Source organism: Methylophilales bacterium MBRSF5, from assembly GCA_001044335.1.
Classification (GTDB): domain Bacteria; phylum Pseudomonadota; class Gammaproteobacteria; order Burkholderiales; family Methylophilaceae; genus BACL14.
The window spans coordinates 1,042,944-1,060,081 of record CP011001.1; the positions used below are offsets into that span (position 1 = coordinate 1,042,944).

A 17,138-nucleotide genomic window follows, 5' to 3' on the forward strand; every position below is an offset into this window, starting at 1 on the left:
ATGCAAATCTCAGATCTCAAACATTTACCAGTAACAAACCTCATTGACCTAGCAAATGAAAGTAAAGTTGATAATGCAGGTCGAATGCGAAAGCAAGATCTAATCTTCGCAATTTTAAAAACTAAGGCTAAAAATGGTGAGACTTTATATGGTCAAGGTACTCTAGAAGTTTTACCAGATGGGTTTGGTTTTCTTAGATCAGCTGACACGTCATACCTTGCTGGTCCTGATGATATTTATGTATCGCCATCCCAGATAAGAAGATTTAATCTTCACACTGGAGATACAGTGGCTGGAGAAATAAGAACTCCGAAAGATAGTGAAAGATATTTTGCATTAGTAAAAGTTGAAAAAGTTAATGAAGAGCCGCCTGAAAATACAAAGAATAAAATTCTTTTTGAAAATCTTACACCTTTATTTCCAACTGAGAGACTGAACCTCGAAAGAGACATATCCAGCGAAGAGAATATTACAGGAAGAATAATTGATATGATTGCCCCTATTGGAAAAGGGCAAAGGGGCCTGATAGTTGCGAGTCCGAAAAGTGGTAAAACAGTCATGATGCAAAATATTGCTCATGCCATCACCGCAAATCATCCTGACACAGAGCTTATTGTCTTACTCATTGATGAAAGACCAGAAGAAGTTACTGAAATGACCCGATCTGTTAAAGGTGAAGTGGTTGCCTCAACATTTGATGAACCAGCCACACGTCATGTTCAAGTTGCTGAAATGGTAATTGAAAAAGCAAAAAGAATGGTTGAGCATAAAAAAGATGTTGTGATTCTGCTTGACTCTATTACTAGATTAGCCAGAGCTTATAACACTGTTATTCCATCATCAGGAAAAGTTTTAACAGGTGGTGTTGATGCGAACGCATTACATAAACCTAAAAGATTCTTTGGTGCTGCCAGAAATACTGAAGAAAGTGGCTCATTAACTATCCTTGCTACAGCTTTAATTGATACAGGTTCAAAAATGGATGACGTGATTTACGAAGAGTTCAAAGGTACTGGTAATATGGAAATCCATCTGGATAGAAGAATGGCAGAAAAACGTTTATATCCAGCTATTAACGTTAATAAGTCTGGTACTAGACGTGAAGAATTATTGATAAGCCAGGAAGTACTTCAGAAAATTTGGGTCTTAAGAAAACTGCTCTATCCAATGGATGATATTGAAGCTATGGAATTCCTCATGGATAAAATTAAATCAACCAAGACGAATGATAACTTTTTTGACAGTATGAGGCGTGGATAATCTTGCTTTTTTAGCAAATTAATACGATAATACGCAACTTAATTTATATTTAAACCAATTATTATGAAAAAAGATACACATCCAAAATATCCTGAAATAAATGTTACTTGCAGTTGTGGCAATACCTTCACGACTAAGTCAACAGCAGGTAAAGATTTAAATATTGAAGTCTGTTCTCAATGTCATCCTTTTTACACAGGTAAACAGAAAATTGTTGATACCGCAGGTCGTGTTGAGAAGTTTAAGCAAAAATATGGCATGTAAATCATTTTTATATAAAAATTAGGCAGCAAAGCTGCCTTTTTTTTTGTATATTACTTTTATGAAATATTTTTTAGATCATGATTGGCAAGGAAATATGCAAACCCCGAAGAAGAAAGTTGGGGAAAAAGCCAAAATCAATTTTCTAGTCATTTTTGCAACAATATACTTAGTTTTTGGGCTATTTTCTCATAGTCCATGGAGACCCCTTGAAACAAACTCTTTTAGTATATTTACTAATATTTTTTTTAATGGTGACATTTTAGCTCCTCATCTTGCTAGCATTAATGGTTTTGATCACGGTCACATCTATGAAACTCTTGGAGCGATTTTTGCAAAAATTATTTTTTTTCTAGAGCCCCACAATGCTGCACGCTTGAGCAATCTTTTTTGGGTTGCTTTAACAATGATAAGCATTGGTCTAACTAATCGCGAGTTAAGAGGCTTTGGTTACGGAAGACAAAGTAATATTATCTTTTTATCATCTGTTGGACTTTTTTTTACGCTTCACACTTTCACACATGAAATAGCGATCTTAACTGCAGCAAGCATAAGCCTCTATTCATTTTCTCTTTCACACAGAAGACCTTTTCGCGCTTCTATTTTATTAGGCATTTCTTTAATTATTGGTTTACTATCCAAAGGATTAATATATTTAATTCCAATAATTGGAGTCGCTGCCACACTGGCAACACTTCCTAGTTGGAATTATAAGCGAACTATTATTTTTGTTGGGTTGGGCCTGTTATCAAGTCTTTTTTTTATAGGTATCTGGTTGTTTCTATTATCTTTATATCATCCTGATAGTTTAGAAAATTTCTTATCTCCAACAATAAATTTTTCAACCGAAAATATTAAATACTATTTTATAAACATACTTTGGTTTGCATGGCCGGCAGTGCCATTATTTATTTTCACATTATTTACAGAACTCTCCACTTTTCTAAAATATAAAAGAACAAACTTACCTTTTGTTTTTATTGCATGGTTTTTCTTTCTTTTAATATGCGAAAGTCAAGCTAGTCAAATTAAGTTGATGGTTTTGCTTCCTGCTATAGCAATCATGGCAAGTACGTCCATTGATACTCTTCAAAGAGGAGCATCGGCGGCATTAAATTGGTTTGGGATTCTTATTTTTTCTGCAATAACGTTAATACTCTGGGTTGGTTGGTTTGCATTAAACTTTGGTATTCCATATAAAATTCATGAAAGAATGGTTTATCTTTCTGGAAACTTCATGCCTGAACTTAACTTTTTTCAAATTTTTATGGCTTTAATTTTCCTTATAGTATGGGTCATTTCACTTTGGAAAAATAATCTCACTAATCGATCCTCTGTCACTAATTGGGCCCTAGGCATTACTCTTGCATGGGTGACTACGACTCTACTATGGTTTCCTATGATTGAAAATCGGAAAGACTATGGCCAGATTTTCAAAAAAATCACTGCTATTGATATCCCAAAAAATGAATGCATGTCAACAAATGATGTGAATGATAGTTACATTGATCTAGTTTTTTATTTTACCCAAATTGATATTAGGAAAAATGATAAAAATTGTAAATATACAATAGCTCATAAAGACATTAGACGTTTATCAAATGATACAGAATTTAAAAGTAGCATTTTATGGGAAGGTAAAATGCCTAATGATAAAAAGACATTTTATATAACAAAAAACTAAATCGATTTTATCGCGTCTAGAACTAATTGATGGATGTTATCTATTTTACCTTGGTCAGCAATTTCTTTTAATTTAACTCTCATTTTTGGAGACCAAAATTTCTTGAGATGCCCAGAAACTCCATCAATTGCCTCTGCTTGGTCCGGATAGGCCTCGAAAAAACTGGCAATTTGGTTTGCCATATTTACTATGTGTTGATCTTCCATGAACGATATTCTACTCGATTATTCTTTTCTTGTGGCTGTATACAACGAATCTTTTATCTCTAGCAAAGCCAATTACTGAAAGATTATGTTGCAAAGCTAAATTTACTGCCATTGATGTAGGTGCTGAAATAGCAATCAAAATTGGAATTTCTGTAACCAACACTTTTTGCACCATCTCATAACTTGCTCGGCTTGAGCATACAATAAAAGAGCCGTCTAAATTATCAACTAACTTTCTTCCAATCAATTTATCTAATGCGTTATGACGACCAACATCTTCCCTGATACTTAAAAGATTTCCATCTACATCAAATAATGCTGCAGCATGAATCGATCCTGTTTTCGCTTGACCTTTTTGGCTTAATTTAAAAGCATCTAAACTTACTGTAATTTGCTCACTTTTAATCTGGTGTTCTATCTTTTCAGGGTAATTTAACTTTAATCTATTATTGAAATACTCGAGACTCTCGATACCACAAATACCACATCCTGTTTTTCCAGATAAATTTCTTTTTAGATGTTTTAATTTTTGAAATGGCTCTTGAGCAATCTCAACTTCAACATCTATCCCATAATCATTTTTAGATATTTCAATATCAAATACATCACCAATAGAAGAAATTATTCCCTCAGTAAATGAAAAACCAATAACAAAATCTTCCAAATCCATTGGAGTAGCCATCATGACAACATGGCTAATGCCATTAAAACTTATTGCTACAGGAAATTCATTGGATAAAAAATCGGTTCTATTTTGTTCAAGATTGTCTGAGTCAGAAACTTTATATTCAGAATATAGGTTCTGTTGATTCAAAAGTTATACTTTTTCCTTCTTAGATTCTACAAAAGATATTTGTTCTTCACTAAAGGATTTGTATTTCTCTTGCCACGAAGACAGCTGGGAAACTTTTGTTAATTGAACAGCAGTCACTTTGAATTCTGGACAGTTCGTTGCCCAATCTGAGTTGTCAGTTGTGATTACATTAGCGCCAGAGAATGGATGATGGAAGGTGGTATAAACTACCCCAGGTTGCACACGCTCTGTCACTTTACATCTTAGGACAGTCTCACCGGCTCGACTTGTAATCCCAACCCAATCACCTTCATTAATGCCTCTTTCTTCCGCATCATGTGGATGAACTTCTATTAGATCCTCATCATGCCATTTACTATTCTCTGTTCTTCTGGTTTGAGCACCAACGTTATACTGAGATAAAATTCTTCCAGTGGTGAGAATTAATGGAAAACGTTTATTCACTTTTTCTGTTGTCGGGATAAATTCAGTAATAAAGAACTTACCTTTGCCGCGGACAAATTCATCAACATGCATTGTTGGAGTACCATCTGGATGATCATCATTACATGGCCATTGAATACTGCCTTGTTGATCTAGTTTCTCAAATGAAACATTGGTAAATGTTGGAGTAATTTTTGCAATTTCATCAAGAATTTCTGAGGCATGAGAATAGTTCATTTTATAACCAAGAGCATTCGATAACATTTGAGTCACTTCCCAGTCCTCATAGCCATTTTTTGGTGTCATAACTTTTCTAACAGGTTGTATTCTTCTTTCTGCATTTGTAAATGTTCCATTTTTTTCCAAAAATGACGACCCTGGCAAAAAGACATGTGCATACATTGCTGTTTCATTCAAAAAGAGATCTTGAACAATGACACACTCCATAGATTCTAGTGCATGGGTAACGTGTTGTGTATTTGGATCAGATTGGGCAATATCTTCGCCTTGGCAGTATAGAGCTTTGAAAGAACCATCAATTGCTGAATCGAGCATATTTGGAATTCTTAAACCAGGTTCAGACTGAAGCGATACTCCCCATGTTTTCTCAAGCAACTCTCTTGTTTCTGAGTCAGACACATGTCGGTACCCAGGAAACTCATGAGGGAACGATCCCATGTCGCATGATCCCTGAACATTATTTTGGCCCCTTAAAGGATTAACACCAACACCCTCACGACCAATATTTCCTGTTGCCATTGCTAAATTGGCAATACCCATAACCATTGTTGAACCTTGGCTATGTTCTGTTACACCTAGACCGTAGTATATTGAGCCATTATTTTCTGTTGCAAAAAGTCTTGCTGCTTGCCTAACAATCTCGGCTGGAACTCCTGTTTCTAAATATAATGATTCAGGAGAATTTTTTTCAAGGCTTACAAAATCAGCCCATTTTTTAAATGAATCTGTTTCACAACGAGCATCAACAAAATCTTGTTTCACTAAACTCTCTGTCACTACAACATGCGCTATCGCATTGATGATAGCAACATTGGTTCCCGGCTTAAGTTTTAAGTGATAATTAGCTCGTATATGTGGAGATTTATTCACAAGATCAATCTCTCTTGGGTCAACAACAATCAATTTTGCGCCTTGTCGCAATCTTCTCTTCATTTGAGATCCGAAAACTGGATGACCGTCAGTTGGGTTTGCACCAATTACCATGATCACATCTGATTTCATTACTGAATCAAAATTCTGCGTTCCTGCTGACTCACCAAGGGTTTGCTTTAACCCATAACCTGTAGGGGAATGACAAACTCGAGCACAAGTATCAATATTGTTATTACCAAAACCAGCTCGAACTAATTTTTGAACCAAGAATGTTTCCTCGTTTGTACATCTTGAGGAGTTGATAGCGCCTACAGAATCCGTTCCATATTTTTTTTGAATTCTTTTAATTTCACTGGCAGCATAGTTGATAGCTTCATCCCAGGTCACCTCTTGCCAAGGGTCATGAATGCTTTTTCTAATCATTGGAGTTGTGATTCTGTCTTTATGAGTAGCGTAACCCCATGCAAATCGACCTTTAACGCATGAATGTCCATGATTCGCACCTCCATTTTTATTTGGAGTCATTCTAACTAATTCTTCACCCTTCATTTCTGCATTAAATGAGCATCCCACTCCACAGTAAGCACAAGTTGTGGTCACTGACTTTTCTGGGACGCCAGATTCAATAACTGAATTTTCCATTAACGTTGCCGTTGGGCATGCCTGTACGCAGGCACCACAAGAAACACATTCGGAATCAAAGAAGTTTTTATTACCAGCAGAAACTTTTGATTGAAAACCACGGCTGTCAATGGTTAAAGCAAATGTTCCTTGAGTTTCTTCACAGGCTCTAACACACCTTGAGCAAACAATACATTTGGATGGATCAAAGGTAAAATATGGATTGGTTTCATCTTTTTCAGAACTAAGGTGATTTTCACCTTCATACCCATAACGTACCTCTCTTAAACCAACGGCTCCAGCCATGTCTTGTAATTCACAATCACCATTAGTGGAGCAAGTAAGGCAGTCTAGTGGGTGGTCTGAAATATAGAGCTCCATCACACCTTTTCTGATATCTGCAAGTTTAGGTGTTTGGGTCGAGACAACCATGCCTTCATCAACTGGGGTTGTACATGATGCAGGGTATCCGCGACGACCTTCAATTTCAACCAAACATAAGCGACAAGAACCAAAGGGTTCCAGAGAATCTGTCGCACAAAGTTTTGGAATGTTTGAACCAAGCTCAGATGCGGCTCGCATTATTGAAGTTCCTTGAGGCACAGAAACTTTTTGACCATCAATAGTTAACGTCACCATTGTGGCGCTATCTTTTTTTGGTGTTCCGTAATCTCTAGCATCATCCATAGTTATAACCTTTTATTCAACATCTTTATTTTATGTCTCTGATGGCTTAGATTCAACCCCAAAGTCATTAGGGAAATACTTTAGTGCACTCATGACTGGAAAGGGCGTCATCCCTCCCATTGCACAGAGTGATCCATTTACCATGGTGTCGCATAAATTTTCTAACAATGCTACGTTTTTTGGCTGCTCATCTTTGGCTACGATCTTATCGATTACTTCCATGCCACGGGTTGATCCAATCCTACATGGAGTACATTTACCACATGATTCTATTGCACAAAACTCAAATGAATATCTTGCCATTTCAGCCATATTGACATCCTCATCAAATGCGACGATACCTCCGTGACCAACAACCGCATTTAATTTTGAATAGGCCTCATAATCTAATTCGATATCAAAATTTTCCTCGGCAATAAATGCTCCAAGCGGCCCACCAACTTGAACAGCTTTTATCTTCTTACCTGAAGCTGAACCTCCACCATAGTCGTAAAGAAGTTCTCTAAGAGTGATACCAAAAGCTTTTTCAATTAAGCCTGTTTGTTTCAGATTTCCAGCTAGCTGAATTGGTAATGTACCCTTTGATCTTCCAACACCAAAATCAGCATAATATTTGGCTCCTTTTGACATAATTATTGGGATTGTGGCTAAGGACACGACGTTGTTAACAACTGTGGGTTTTCCAAACAAGCCCTCAATTGCAGGAAGTGGTGGTTTGTACCTTACTAATCCTCGCTTCCCTTCCAAACTTTCAAGTAACGACGTTTCTTCACCGCAAATATAAGCTCCGGCGGCTCTTGTCACTTCTAATGTGAAGTTTTTGTTAGAATTCAATATATTTTGTCCCAAATAATTATTTTCAGTAGCAATTTTGATTGCCTTATTTAGTACATCTTGCGCATGAGGATATTCAGATCTTAAGTAAATGTATCCATGGTCTGCATTAACTGCGAGACCTGCGATGATCATTCCTTCAATCAGCATGAATGGATCGTTTTCCATAGTCATGCGATCGGAGTATGTGCCAGAATCTCCTTCATCTGCATTACAAACAATATATTTTTGGGTCGATTCAGTATCTAAAACAGTTTGCCATTTAATACCCGTTGGGAAAGCTGCCCCGCCTCTTCCTCGCAAACCAGAATCTTTTACTTCGTTGACAATCTGTTGCGCTTCCATGTTAATAGCTTTTTTAAGTCCCACAAAACCTTCATGATCCATATAATCTTTTAATGAAAGCGGGTCTGTAATTCCAACTCTAGCAAACGTTAGTCTTTCTTGATTTTTTAACCAAGCAATCTCATCTGTTTTTCCAAGGTATTTGTCATGCTTGCCACCTTCAAAAAACTTAGCGTCAAATAAACTAGAGATATCATCCTCATTGATCGGGCCATAAGCTATTCGCTCGCCATTGTATTCAACTTCAACAAGAGGTTCTAACCAGAAAAGACCTCTTGATCCGTTTCTAACAAGATCAATTTCTAAATTTCTTTTTTGAGCTTCAAATTCAATTTTGTGAGCAATCTCATTCGAACCTAAGGATTGTGCAGTTGAATCAATTGGAACAAAAATCTTGATAGTCATTTATTTTATATCCTCAATAAGTTTATCTATTTTTTCTTTATCCACTCTACCGAAAACATCATCATTTATCATAATTGATGGGGAACATGCACAGTTTCCTAGGCAATATACTGGTTCTAAACTAAATTTTTCATCATCTGTCATTTCGTGATAATCAATACCTAATTTATCTTTTAAATAGGCTTCAATTGATTTAGAATTCATTGCCTGACAGGACTCTGCACGACAAACTTGAATAATATTTTTTCCTGCTTTCCTTGTACGGAAGTGATGATAGAAACTAACAAATCCATGTATTTCTGCCACGGACAAACTCATCTCTTGTGAAATGAGTGGATAGCTTTCCTCAGGAATGTAACCTAAATCGTCCTGAATAGAATGCATCAAAGGAAGTAGCCCACCAGCTACATCTTTATATTTCTGAATATGTTGTTGTATTTTAATCTTATCCATTTAGCCTAAATTAGTTGACCTTCTCAATACCCCCATTATACTGAATGTAAGAGACTTTTTTACTAATAGAAATCATTAAAGATAAGCATTATTTGCATGTTACAAGACCCTTTTAAACGGAAAATAAGTTATTTAAGATTGTCGGTGACGGATCGCTGTGACTTTCGATGTCAATATTGCATGAGTGAAGACATTGAGTTCATGCCAAAACATCAAATGTTGACGATCGAAGAGATGAATCGACTCGCGAATATTTTCATTAATTTAGGTGTTGAGAAAATAAGACTCACCGGTGGCGAGCCTCTTGTCAGGAGAGGGGTGAACGAATTAATCAATAAGCTTAGCCACAATAAAAAACTTAAAGAGCTTACCTTAACGACCAATGGATCCCAACTTGATCAAAAACTTGACGTGCTTAAACACTCAAAAATTAAACGCATCAATGTCAGCTTGGATAGTTTGTGTTCTGAAAATTTCAAAAAAATCACCAGAATTGGTAATTTAAATGAAGTGCTTGCTAACCTTGAGGTTGCAAAGGAATACTTTCAAATAAAATTGAATACTGTTTTGATGAAAAATATTAATGATCATGAGATTATTGATTTAGTCTCTTACGCAATAGAGCAAAATTTTAATATCAGTTTTATCGAACAGATGCCTTTAGGTGAGATTGGCTATGATCGATCCACAAGTTTCATCAACAGCAACGAGGCAAAAAAAATCATAGAAAAAAAGTACATTCTTGAAGAAAATAATAAAAAAACTGGCGGTCCAGCAGTGTATTGGAAAATAAAAGGCAGTAATTCTTTTGTAGGATTTATTTCTCCTCACAGTCATAATTTTTGCGACTCATGTAACAGAGTGAGAGTGAGTGCCGATGGATATCTGCATTTGTGTTTAGGTCATGATGAGAAAGTAAATTTAATTGACCCTTTAAGAGCTCATGATACTGACCATGCCGTTGAAAGATTAATTATTGACTCTTTATCCAGCAAACCTAAATCTCATGAATTTAATCTAAAAAATAAAACCAATGTGATTAGATTCATGTCCCACACAGGAGGATAATTGAGAGTTGATGGTCTTATTATTGCTGGAGGGCAATCATCCAGAATGGGGCAATTTAAAGCCTCAGTTAATTTTTTAGGACAGCCATTAATTAATCATGTGTTTGAGCGCCTTCAAACTCAAGTCGACAATATTTTTATTAACAGTAATCGCCAAATACCTAGTCTTAATTTAAAAACAAAAATGATAGAAGATGAAATATCAAATTATCAAGGTCCACTTGCAGGCCTACAAGCCGGTTTAAGACAAATCAATTGCCAATGGTTACAAATTGCTCCATGTGACACCCCTTTTATTCCTCTAGATTTGACAGAAAAACTGATATCCACAGCGATTAATACAGATAATCCAATCATCGTTCCATCAGTCAATGACAGATTGCATCCTACTCTGGGATTAATGAATCAATCCATACTGCCTCTTTTGGATCAATTTTTAGAAACGGGGCAAAGGGGTTTTATCCAATTCATTGAGCATGTTGGCTACTTATCTACCCCATTTGCTGATGAAAAATCTTTTATCAATATTAATTCACATGATGATGTAAAAAAATATGAAAAAAATTAACTTAACAGATCTTTATGAAGACAAGGGGTGTTTATCTGAGTATGATCCCAATTCTCTAAGCTATAACAAAGCTATTCTTTATCTTGAGCAGCTCATTCAACCCATAAAAAAAACTAAAAAAATTTCTATTGAAGATGCAGAAGGGTATATTTTAGCCACAGATGTGAAGTCATCCATAAATGTTCCAAATTATGATAATTCGGCAATGGATGGCTATGTTTTTCGACATCAATCACTAAAAAAAAATAATAATAAAGTTAAGTTGTTTGGCAAAATATTAGCTGGTCATCCAGTCGACTCTAACAAAATAAGTAATGTCTGTTTCAAAATTATGACTGGTGGAATGATCCCAAAAGGGTTCGATACCGTCATACCTCAAGAGCTAGTCAAAATTGATAATGATTTTATCTGTTTTGATTTTCTGCCAAAAAAGGGGGCGAACATTCGCAAAACTGGTGAAGACATATCAAAAAATGAAATTGCATTAAAAAAGGGGGCATACATAAATCCCTTACATATTGGCTTATTAGCCTCTTTAGGAATTTCTCAAATAAAGGTATTTGAGCATTTAAAAATTGGTTTCTTTAGTACTGGAGATGAAGTAGTTCAACTCGGTGAGAAAATTAAGCCTGGTCAGGTTTATGATAGCAATCGATATCTGATTAAATCATTCATTCACAAAATGAATCTTCATTTTAATGATTATGGAAACCTATCAGATAATAAACCTAAGCTGGAAAAACAACTTAAAAAAGCCTCCGAAGAGAATGATTTAATTATTACAACCGGCGGAGTATCAGTGGGTGAAGCTGATTACATGAAAGAGGTTCTGTCAAACATAGGAAAGGTCCTTTTTTGGAAAATGTCTATTAAACCTGGTAGGCCGATGGCTTTTGGTAAGATTAAAAAATCTTTTTATTTTGGATTGCCCGGAAACCCAGTTTCTGCTGCCGTGACCTTCCTTCAATTTGTCAAACCAAGCATTAAGCTCATGATGGGTAATTCTCGGTTTGAACCAACCCCAACTCTGGAAGCAAAATTAGGACAAAAAATCATTCGAAAAAAAGGTCGAACTGAATTTATTCGAGCTCATTTGGAAAAAACTGTGAAAGGTTATCATGTAAAACCATTGGCTCAGCAAGGCTCCGGCATGTTGAAATCGATGTCAGATGCAAATTGTTTTATTTTCATGGCTGAAAAAGAGGAAGTTTTAGAAAAAAACACCAACGTTAAAGTCATACTTTTTGATGGTTTAATTTAGAGAATTTACCAAAAAATACTATAATTAACCCTTCAATGATGCCCGCAACACAAAAATACGAAGTGAAGTTCCTTGAGACAGTAATCTTGTCTCTGTTGATGCATGCTTCTTTGCTGGTCATTATTCCTAAAATGCAGCAGGATGACTTTGTTATCCCAGAGATCTTAAATATTGAAATTGATCTAACTCAATCTGAACCACCCCAAATTATCGAACAACCTAAGAAGATTGATCCACCGAAACCTGAAAAAAAACCTGAACCATTAAAAGAGATAGCACCCATTCAAGAGGAAGTTTTTGAGGAATTGCTGGAGCCTATCGTCGAAGAAATTTCGGAGTACATTGAGCCCGAAGAGAGTAATCTAACAGAATCAGAAGAAGCTGCTCCCATAGAAGAAGTACAGGAATATATTCCACCACAACCTTCTCCAGAAGTGGTTAAACAAGCAACTGACAGCTATACAAACCAATTGACCAGGGCTATTGCTAAACAAAAAAAATATCCTAAAATTGCCCAGATGCGTCAATGGCAAGGTGAGGTTTTATTAAATATCGAAATCGATCCTCAAGGTAATCTTATAAAAGCAGATATTCTTGAGGAGTCACGATATAAGATACTTAATAATGAGGCGATCGATATGGTGAAAAGAGCATCGCCATTTCCCCAACCTCCAGAAGAATTAAGACTTAAAAATTTCACCGTATTAGTGCCAATATCTTTTAAACTTGAGTAAAGTTTGATTGTCATAAAGTTGTAGTAATTTTTAGGTAAAATAAAAAAAATGAAATTAAAAAACTTTTCGCTTCAGGGCACCAATGATCTCAATTTTGAATTAAATAACTTTTCTGGAAAAAAATTAGTCATTTATTTTTACCCAAAAGATTCAACTCCAGGATGCACCAATGAGGGAATTGATTTTTCAGCCAAGCTGCCAGAGTTTAAAGCCAAAAATTGTGAGGTGTTTGGAATCTCAAGAGATAGCTTAAAATCTCACGAAAACTTCAAAAAGAAATACGACTTTGATTTCGAATTGCTTTCAGATCCCGAAGAGATTGCTTGTAATATTTTTGACGTTATTAAGATGAAAAATATGTACGGAAAACAAGTGAGAGGTATTGAGAGAAGTACGTTTGTTATTGATGAAGATGGCAAAATCATTAAAGAGTGGCGCGGAGTAAAAGTCAATGGTCATGTTGATGAAGTCCTTGAATTTTTAAGTTCTTAAGAAATATAAATCTATGGTAAATAAAAAAACAAAACTCTTTGTGTTAGACACAAATGTATTGCTGCATGACCCTAGCTGTTTATATCGTTTTGAGGAACATGATATCTATCTGCCGATGGTGACTCTAGAAGAGCTTGATAATATTAAAAAAGGTGGTTCCGAGGTTGCTAGAAATGCAAGACAGACCAGTCGCTTCATTGAAGAAATTATTGCTGACACAGAAACCAACCTTGATCAGGGGTGTGTCTTAGATAAGTTCAGTAAAAATACTGGTCGCCTGTTTTTACAAACCCAGCCGATTGATTATGAGCTTCCTATGTTGGCTGGAAGTAAGGCAGACAATCAGATTCTCGGAGTCGTCCATTTCCTTAAAACAGAATACTTTAAGAGGGAAGTTATTCTTGTCTCTAAAGACATTAACATTCGTATTAAAGCGCGTGCTCTATCTATTTCGGCCGAGGATTATTTTAACGATAAAGTGCTTGAGGATACAGAACTTCTTCATTCTGGAATTACTGAATTACCAGAAAATTTCTGGGAAAAACACAGTAAAAATATGGAATCCTGGCAAGAAGAAGGAAGAATGTTTTACAAATTAACCGGGCCGCAATGTAAAGATTTTGTCCAAAATGAATTTGTTTATTATGAGTTCGATAAGCCGTTTCATGCCATTGTTCGTAAGGTACAAAAAAATACAGCGACGTTAGAGATTGTTCAAGATTACTCGAATTCTAAATTCAATGTTTGGGGTATCAATGCCCGTAACAAAGAACAAAACTTTGCGCTTAACCTCCTGATGGATCCTAATGTAGACTTTGTTACCCTGTTAGGTCAAGCGGGAACTGGTAAAACACTATTAACTCTTGCTGCAGCCTTACAACAAACTTTGGATCTTAAACTTTACTCGGAAATCATTATGACTCGAGTGACCGTATCTGTAGGTGAAGATATTGGTTTTTTACCAGGAACTGAAGAAGAAAAAATGAATCCTTGGATGGGAGCATTAGAGGATAATTTGGATGTTCTCAATAAATCTGATGACACAGCTGGAGACTGGGGTCGAGCGGCAACCCAAGATTTAATTAAATCTAGAATTAAGGTGAAATCCTTAAATTTTATGCGAGGACGTACTTTCCTTAAAAAATTCTTAATTATCGACGAGGCCCAAAACCTAACGCCAAAGCAGATGAAAACTCTTATTACTCGAGCCGGACCTGGAACCAAAGTGGTTTGCTTAGGCAATATTGCACAAATTGATACACCTTATTTAACTGAAGGAAGTTCAGGTTTGACTTTTGTAGTTGATCGATTTAAAGGTTGGCAACACAACGGACATGTCACCTTACAAAGAGGCGAACGTTCACGTTTAGCAGATTATGCAGCAGAAGCTCTCTAACCAATCATCTGTTCATAGCAGAGGGTTTTACTTTTTTTTAAGTGCTCAATTTTTATCAGCTCTAGCTGACAATGCCCTTTTGTTCGCCGCCATTGCCCTTTTGGCAAATATGCAGGCTCCTGAATGGCATCAACCTTTATTACTTCAATTTTTTGTTATTTCCTATATTTTATTGGCTCCCTTTGTAGGAGCAATCGCAGATGCCTTTCCTAAAAGTAATGTCATGTTTTTTTCAAATACCATTAAGCTTATTGGTAGCCTTGCGATGTTAGCTGGGGTTCCTCCATTATATTCCTATGGTATTGTAGGCATTGGTGCAGCATCATACTCACCAGCAAAATATGGAATATTAACTGAATTATTACCACCAAAAGAATTAGTCGCAGCGAATGGTTGGGTTGAAGGATTAACTGTCGCGGCAATTATTTTAGGCGCTATTGTCGGTGGCATATTTGCTAATTTTTCACCTCAGATTGCCATCATTATTATTTCTTTTCTTTATTTAGCCGCAGCGATCTGTAATCGTTATATTCCGTTTGTGCCGATTGATCATAAACTGAATACTAAAAATCCAATCTACCTACTTAAAGACTTTTTTATCTCTTTGAAAAAATTATGGGCAGATCCACTCGGTCAACTTTCATTAGCTGTGACCACATTATTTTGGGGTGCGGGTGCAACTTTAAGGTTGGTGGTGATCGCATGGGCAGCGTTTGCTCTATCATTCGGTTTAGATAAAGCTACCATGCTCACTGCGATGGTGGCATTAGGGGTAGCGATTGGATCAGTTATAGCTGCAAAATATATCAAAATGAAAGATGCGGTAAATATTTTAATTATTGGTTTTTTTATGGGTGTTCTAGTCTGCGCGATGATTTTCCTCAGTTCTTGGCAAAGCGCAGCATTTAATTTACTTTTAATTGGTATTTTCAGCGGAATCTTAATTGTCCCGATGAATGCCTTATTGCAATATCGTGGTCATAAACTCATTGGGGCCGGACACTCGATTGCTGTTCAAAACTTTAGTGAAAACCTTGGAATCTTAATTTTGAGTGGGGCTTATACATTTATGGTCAAACATTCACTTCCCATTAATGGGATTGTTTTTATTTTTGGCTTATTTGTAGCCCTGACCATGATCATCGCCTTGATTTATTATGAAGATGCTGGCAAATAGCCTTAATGCAGTTTTACTCTTGCCTCAGTCCTTCTGGAAATAATCTTACCTAATAACCTAAAGACGACACTTACTACCCCATGCAAAGCTGACAGATGCATTTGATAAAGCATAAGATACATTAAGCGAGCAATTAATCCCTCAATGAACATACTCCCCCCAAGGAGTGAGCCCATCAAATTTCCTACGGTTGAATATCTTCCTAAATTTACTAAAGAGCCATAATCCTTGTAAACATACTTGGGTAATGCCCTGTTAGGTTTTAATATGCGAGATTTAATAGATTTATAGAGCATAGACGCTTGTTGATGTGCAGCCTGTGCTCGTGGAGGCACAAATAGATCAGAACCGGGTTTAACTGGACATGCTGCGCAGTCGCCAAATGCAAAAATATCAGCATCTGATGTACTTTGTAATGTCGATTCAACCATGATCTGATGAATAGAATTTGCTTCTATGCCCTTAATCTGAGATAAAAATTCCGGGGCCTTAATTCCTGCAGCCCAAACCACAAGCGTGGAAAGAATTTTTTTTCCGGACTGAGTTTCAATACCCTCTTTTGTAACCTTAGTCACACGCTCCCCTAAAAATAGTTTTACATTGAGTTTGCGTAATTCGGATTCCACAGACACACTAATTTTTGGTGGTAAAGCTGGAAGTAATCGATTACTTGCTTCAACTAGGTAAATGCTGATATCTCGGTCAGGATTGACTCGATCTAATCCATAAGCTGTCATCTCACGAGTGGCTTTGTGAAGCTCAGCAGCCAACTCAACCCCAGTGGCTCCCCCGCCCACAATCACTACCTCTAGCTGGCCCGGCCGGACCGAACCTTTTTGAGTTTGGGCTCTTAAAATTGAATTATGTAATTTTTGATGAAAGCGTTCAGCCTGATCTTGGGTATCCAGGGCCACTGCAAATTCTTTTGCGCCTGGGATATTAAAATCATTGACTGTACTTCCAACAGATAGGACCAAGGTGTCATATTTAATTTTACGCAAAGGTATGATTTCAGTTCCATCTATATCGTAGGTTGGCTCGATTGATACAGTTTTATTTTTGCTATTTACTTGATTAACACGTCCATATCGAAACTTGAAATGATGCCAATGTGCTTGAGCCAGATATTCCAGTTCATCTTTGTCAGGATTTAAACTACCTGCCGCAATCTCATGCAGCAAAGGCTTCCAGACATGAGTTTTTTTGGCATCAATTAATATAATTTCAGCAAGTTTTTTCTTGCCTAGGGTATTGCCTAATTTTGTTGCTAGCTCTAGTCCACCTGCACCGCCTCCAACAATCACTACCCGATGTATATTTTCCAAATGATATTCCTT

At 36.4% G+C, this 17,138-nt stretch carries 16 protein-coding genes; 10 read left to right on the plus strand and 6 right to left on the minus strand.

Annotated features, from left to right (window positions below):
• From rho to UZ34_05635, 3 genes are all read left to right on the plus strand, one after another.
• Complete coding sequence (gene rho / locus UZ34_05625; GenBank protein ID AKO64831.1) at nucleotides 1-1,260, plus strand: transcription termination factor Rho; 1,260 nt, start codon at nucleotides 1-3, stop codon at nucleotides 1,258-1,260.
• A 63-nt stretch (nucleotides 1,261-1,323) separates the two neighbouring features.
• Nucleotides 1,324-1,524: a 50S ribosomal protein L31 gene (gene rpmE, locus UZ34_05630; GenBank protein AKO64832.1), complete on the plus strand. Its 201-nt coding sequence runs from the start codon at nucleotides 1,324-1,326 to the stop codon at nucleotides 1,522-1,524.
• 58 nt (nucleotides 1,525-1,582) lie between these two features.
• Entirely contained in the window at nucleotides 1,583-3,205 is a 1,623-nt protein-coding gene (locus tag UZ34_05635; GenBank protein AKO64833.1) for a hypothetical protein, read from the plus strand.
• On the opposite strand, the gene UZ34_05640 is transcribed toward UZ34_05635, so the two are convergent.
• Genes UZ34_05640 through UZ34_05660 form a run of 5 tightly spaced genes read right to left on the minus strand, consistent with a single transcriptional unit; the run spans nucleotide 3,202 to nucleotide 9,106 of the window.
• On the minus strand, nucleotides 3,202-3,411 hold the full coding sequence (locus tag UZ34_05640; GenBank protein AKO64834.1) for a formate dehydrogenase: 210 nt from the start codon (nucleotides 3,409-3,411) through the stop codon (nucleotides 3,202-3,204). The genes UZ34_05635 and UZ34_05640 overlap by 4 nt on opposite strands.
• 10 nt (nucleotides 3,412-3,421) lie before the next feature.
• Nucleotides 3,422-4,225 (minus strand): hypothetical protein, encoded by an 804-nt coding sequence (locus UZ34_05645; GenBank protein AKO64835.1) that lies wholly within the window; start codon nucleotides 4,223-4,225, stop codon nucleotides 3,422-3,424.
• A gap of 3 nt (nucleotides 4,226-4,228) precedes the next feature.
• Nucleotides 4,229-7,069, minus strand: coding sequence for a formate dehydrogenase (locus UZ34_05650; protein AKO64836.1), 2,841 nt, complete (start codon nucleotides 7,067-7,069; stop codon nucleotides 4,229-4,231).
• A 30-nt stretch (nucleotides 7,070-7,099) separates the two neighbouring features.
• A complete protein-coding gene (locus tag UZ34_05655; protein AKO64837.1) occupies nucleotides 7,100-8,653 on the minus strand; it encodes a formate dehydrogenase in 1,554 nt (517 codons plus the stop codon).
• Nucleotides 8,654-9,106 carry a formate dehydrogenase gene (locus tag UZ34_05660; protein ID AKO64838.1) on the minus strand — a complete coding sequence of 151 codons (453 nt, stop codon included), beginning with the start codon at nucleotides 9,104-9,106 and terminating at the stop codon, nucleotides 8,654-8,656.
• Nucleotides 9,107-9,202: 96 nt separating this feature from the next.
• On the opposite strand from UZ34_05660, the gene UZ34_05665 reads away from it, so the two are divergent.
• The 7 genes from UZ34_05665 to UZ34_05695 are packed head-to-tail and all read left to right on the plus strand — an operon-like array spanning nucleotide 9,203 to nucleotide 15,801.
• A complete protein-coding gene (locus UZ34_05665) occupies nucleotides 9,203-10,174 on the plus strand; it encodes a molybdenum cofactor biosynthesis protein A (protein AKO64839.1) in 972 nt (323 codons plus the stop codon).
• Nucleotides 10,175-10,741, plus strand: a complete 567-nt coding sequence (locus UZ34_05670) for a hypothetical protein (GenBank protein ID AKO64840.1) — start codon at nucleotides 10,175-10,177, stop codon at nucleotides 10,739-10,741.
• Entirely contained in the window at nucleotides 10,728-12,002 is a 1,275-nt protein-coding gene (locus tag UZ34_05675) for a hypothetical protein (protein ID AKO64841.1), read from the plus strand. The genes UZ34_05670 and UZ34_05675 overlap by 14 nt, the downstream gene beginning before the upstream one ends.
• A 35-nt stretch (nucleotides 12,003-12,037) precedes the next feature.
• Nucleotides 12,038-12,736 (plus strand): hypothetical protein, encoded by a 699-nt coding sequence (locus UZ34_05680; protein AKO64842.1) that lies wholly within the window; start codon nucleotides 12,038-12,040, stop codon nucleotides 12,734-12,736.
• Between the two features lie 48 nt (nucleotides 12,737-12,784).
• Nucleotides 12,785-13,228, plus strand: coding sequence for a peroxiredoxin (locus tag UZ34_05685; protein AKO64843.1), 444 nt, complete (start codon nucleotides 12,785-12,787; stop codon nucleotides 13,226-13,228).
• Between the two features lie 13 nt (nucleotides 13,229-13,241).
• A complete protein-coding gene (locus UZ34_05690; protein AKO64844.1) occupies nucleotides 13,242-14,624 on the plus strand; it encodes a phosphate starvation protein PhoH in 1,383 nt (460 codons plus the stop codon).
• Nucleotides 14,605-15,801: a major facilitator transporter gene (locus UZ34_05695; GenBank protein AKO64845.1), complete on the plus strand. Its 1,197-nt coding sequence runs from the start codon at nucleotides 14,605-14,607 to the stop codon at nucleotides 15,799-15,801. Before UZ34_05690 ends, UZ34_05695 begins: the two co-directional genes overlap by 20 nt.
• A 2-nt stretch (nucleotides 15,802-15,803) precedes the next feature.
• On the opposite strand, the gene UZ34_05700 is transcribed toward UZ34_05695, so the two are convergent.
• Nucleotides 15,804-17,126 carry a pyridine nucleotide-disulfide oxidoreductase gene (locus tag UZ34_05700; GenBank protein ID AKO64846.1) on the minus strand — a complete coding sequence of 441 codons (1,323 nt, stop codon included), beginning with the start codon at nucleotides 17,124-17,126 and terminating at the stop codon, nucleotides 15,804-15,806.
• Nucleotides 17,127-17,138 lie beyond the last annotated feature (12 nt).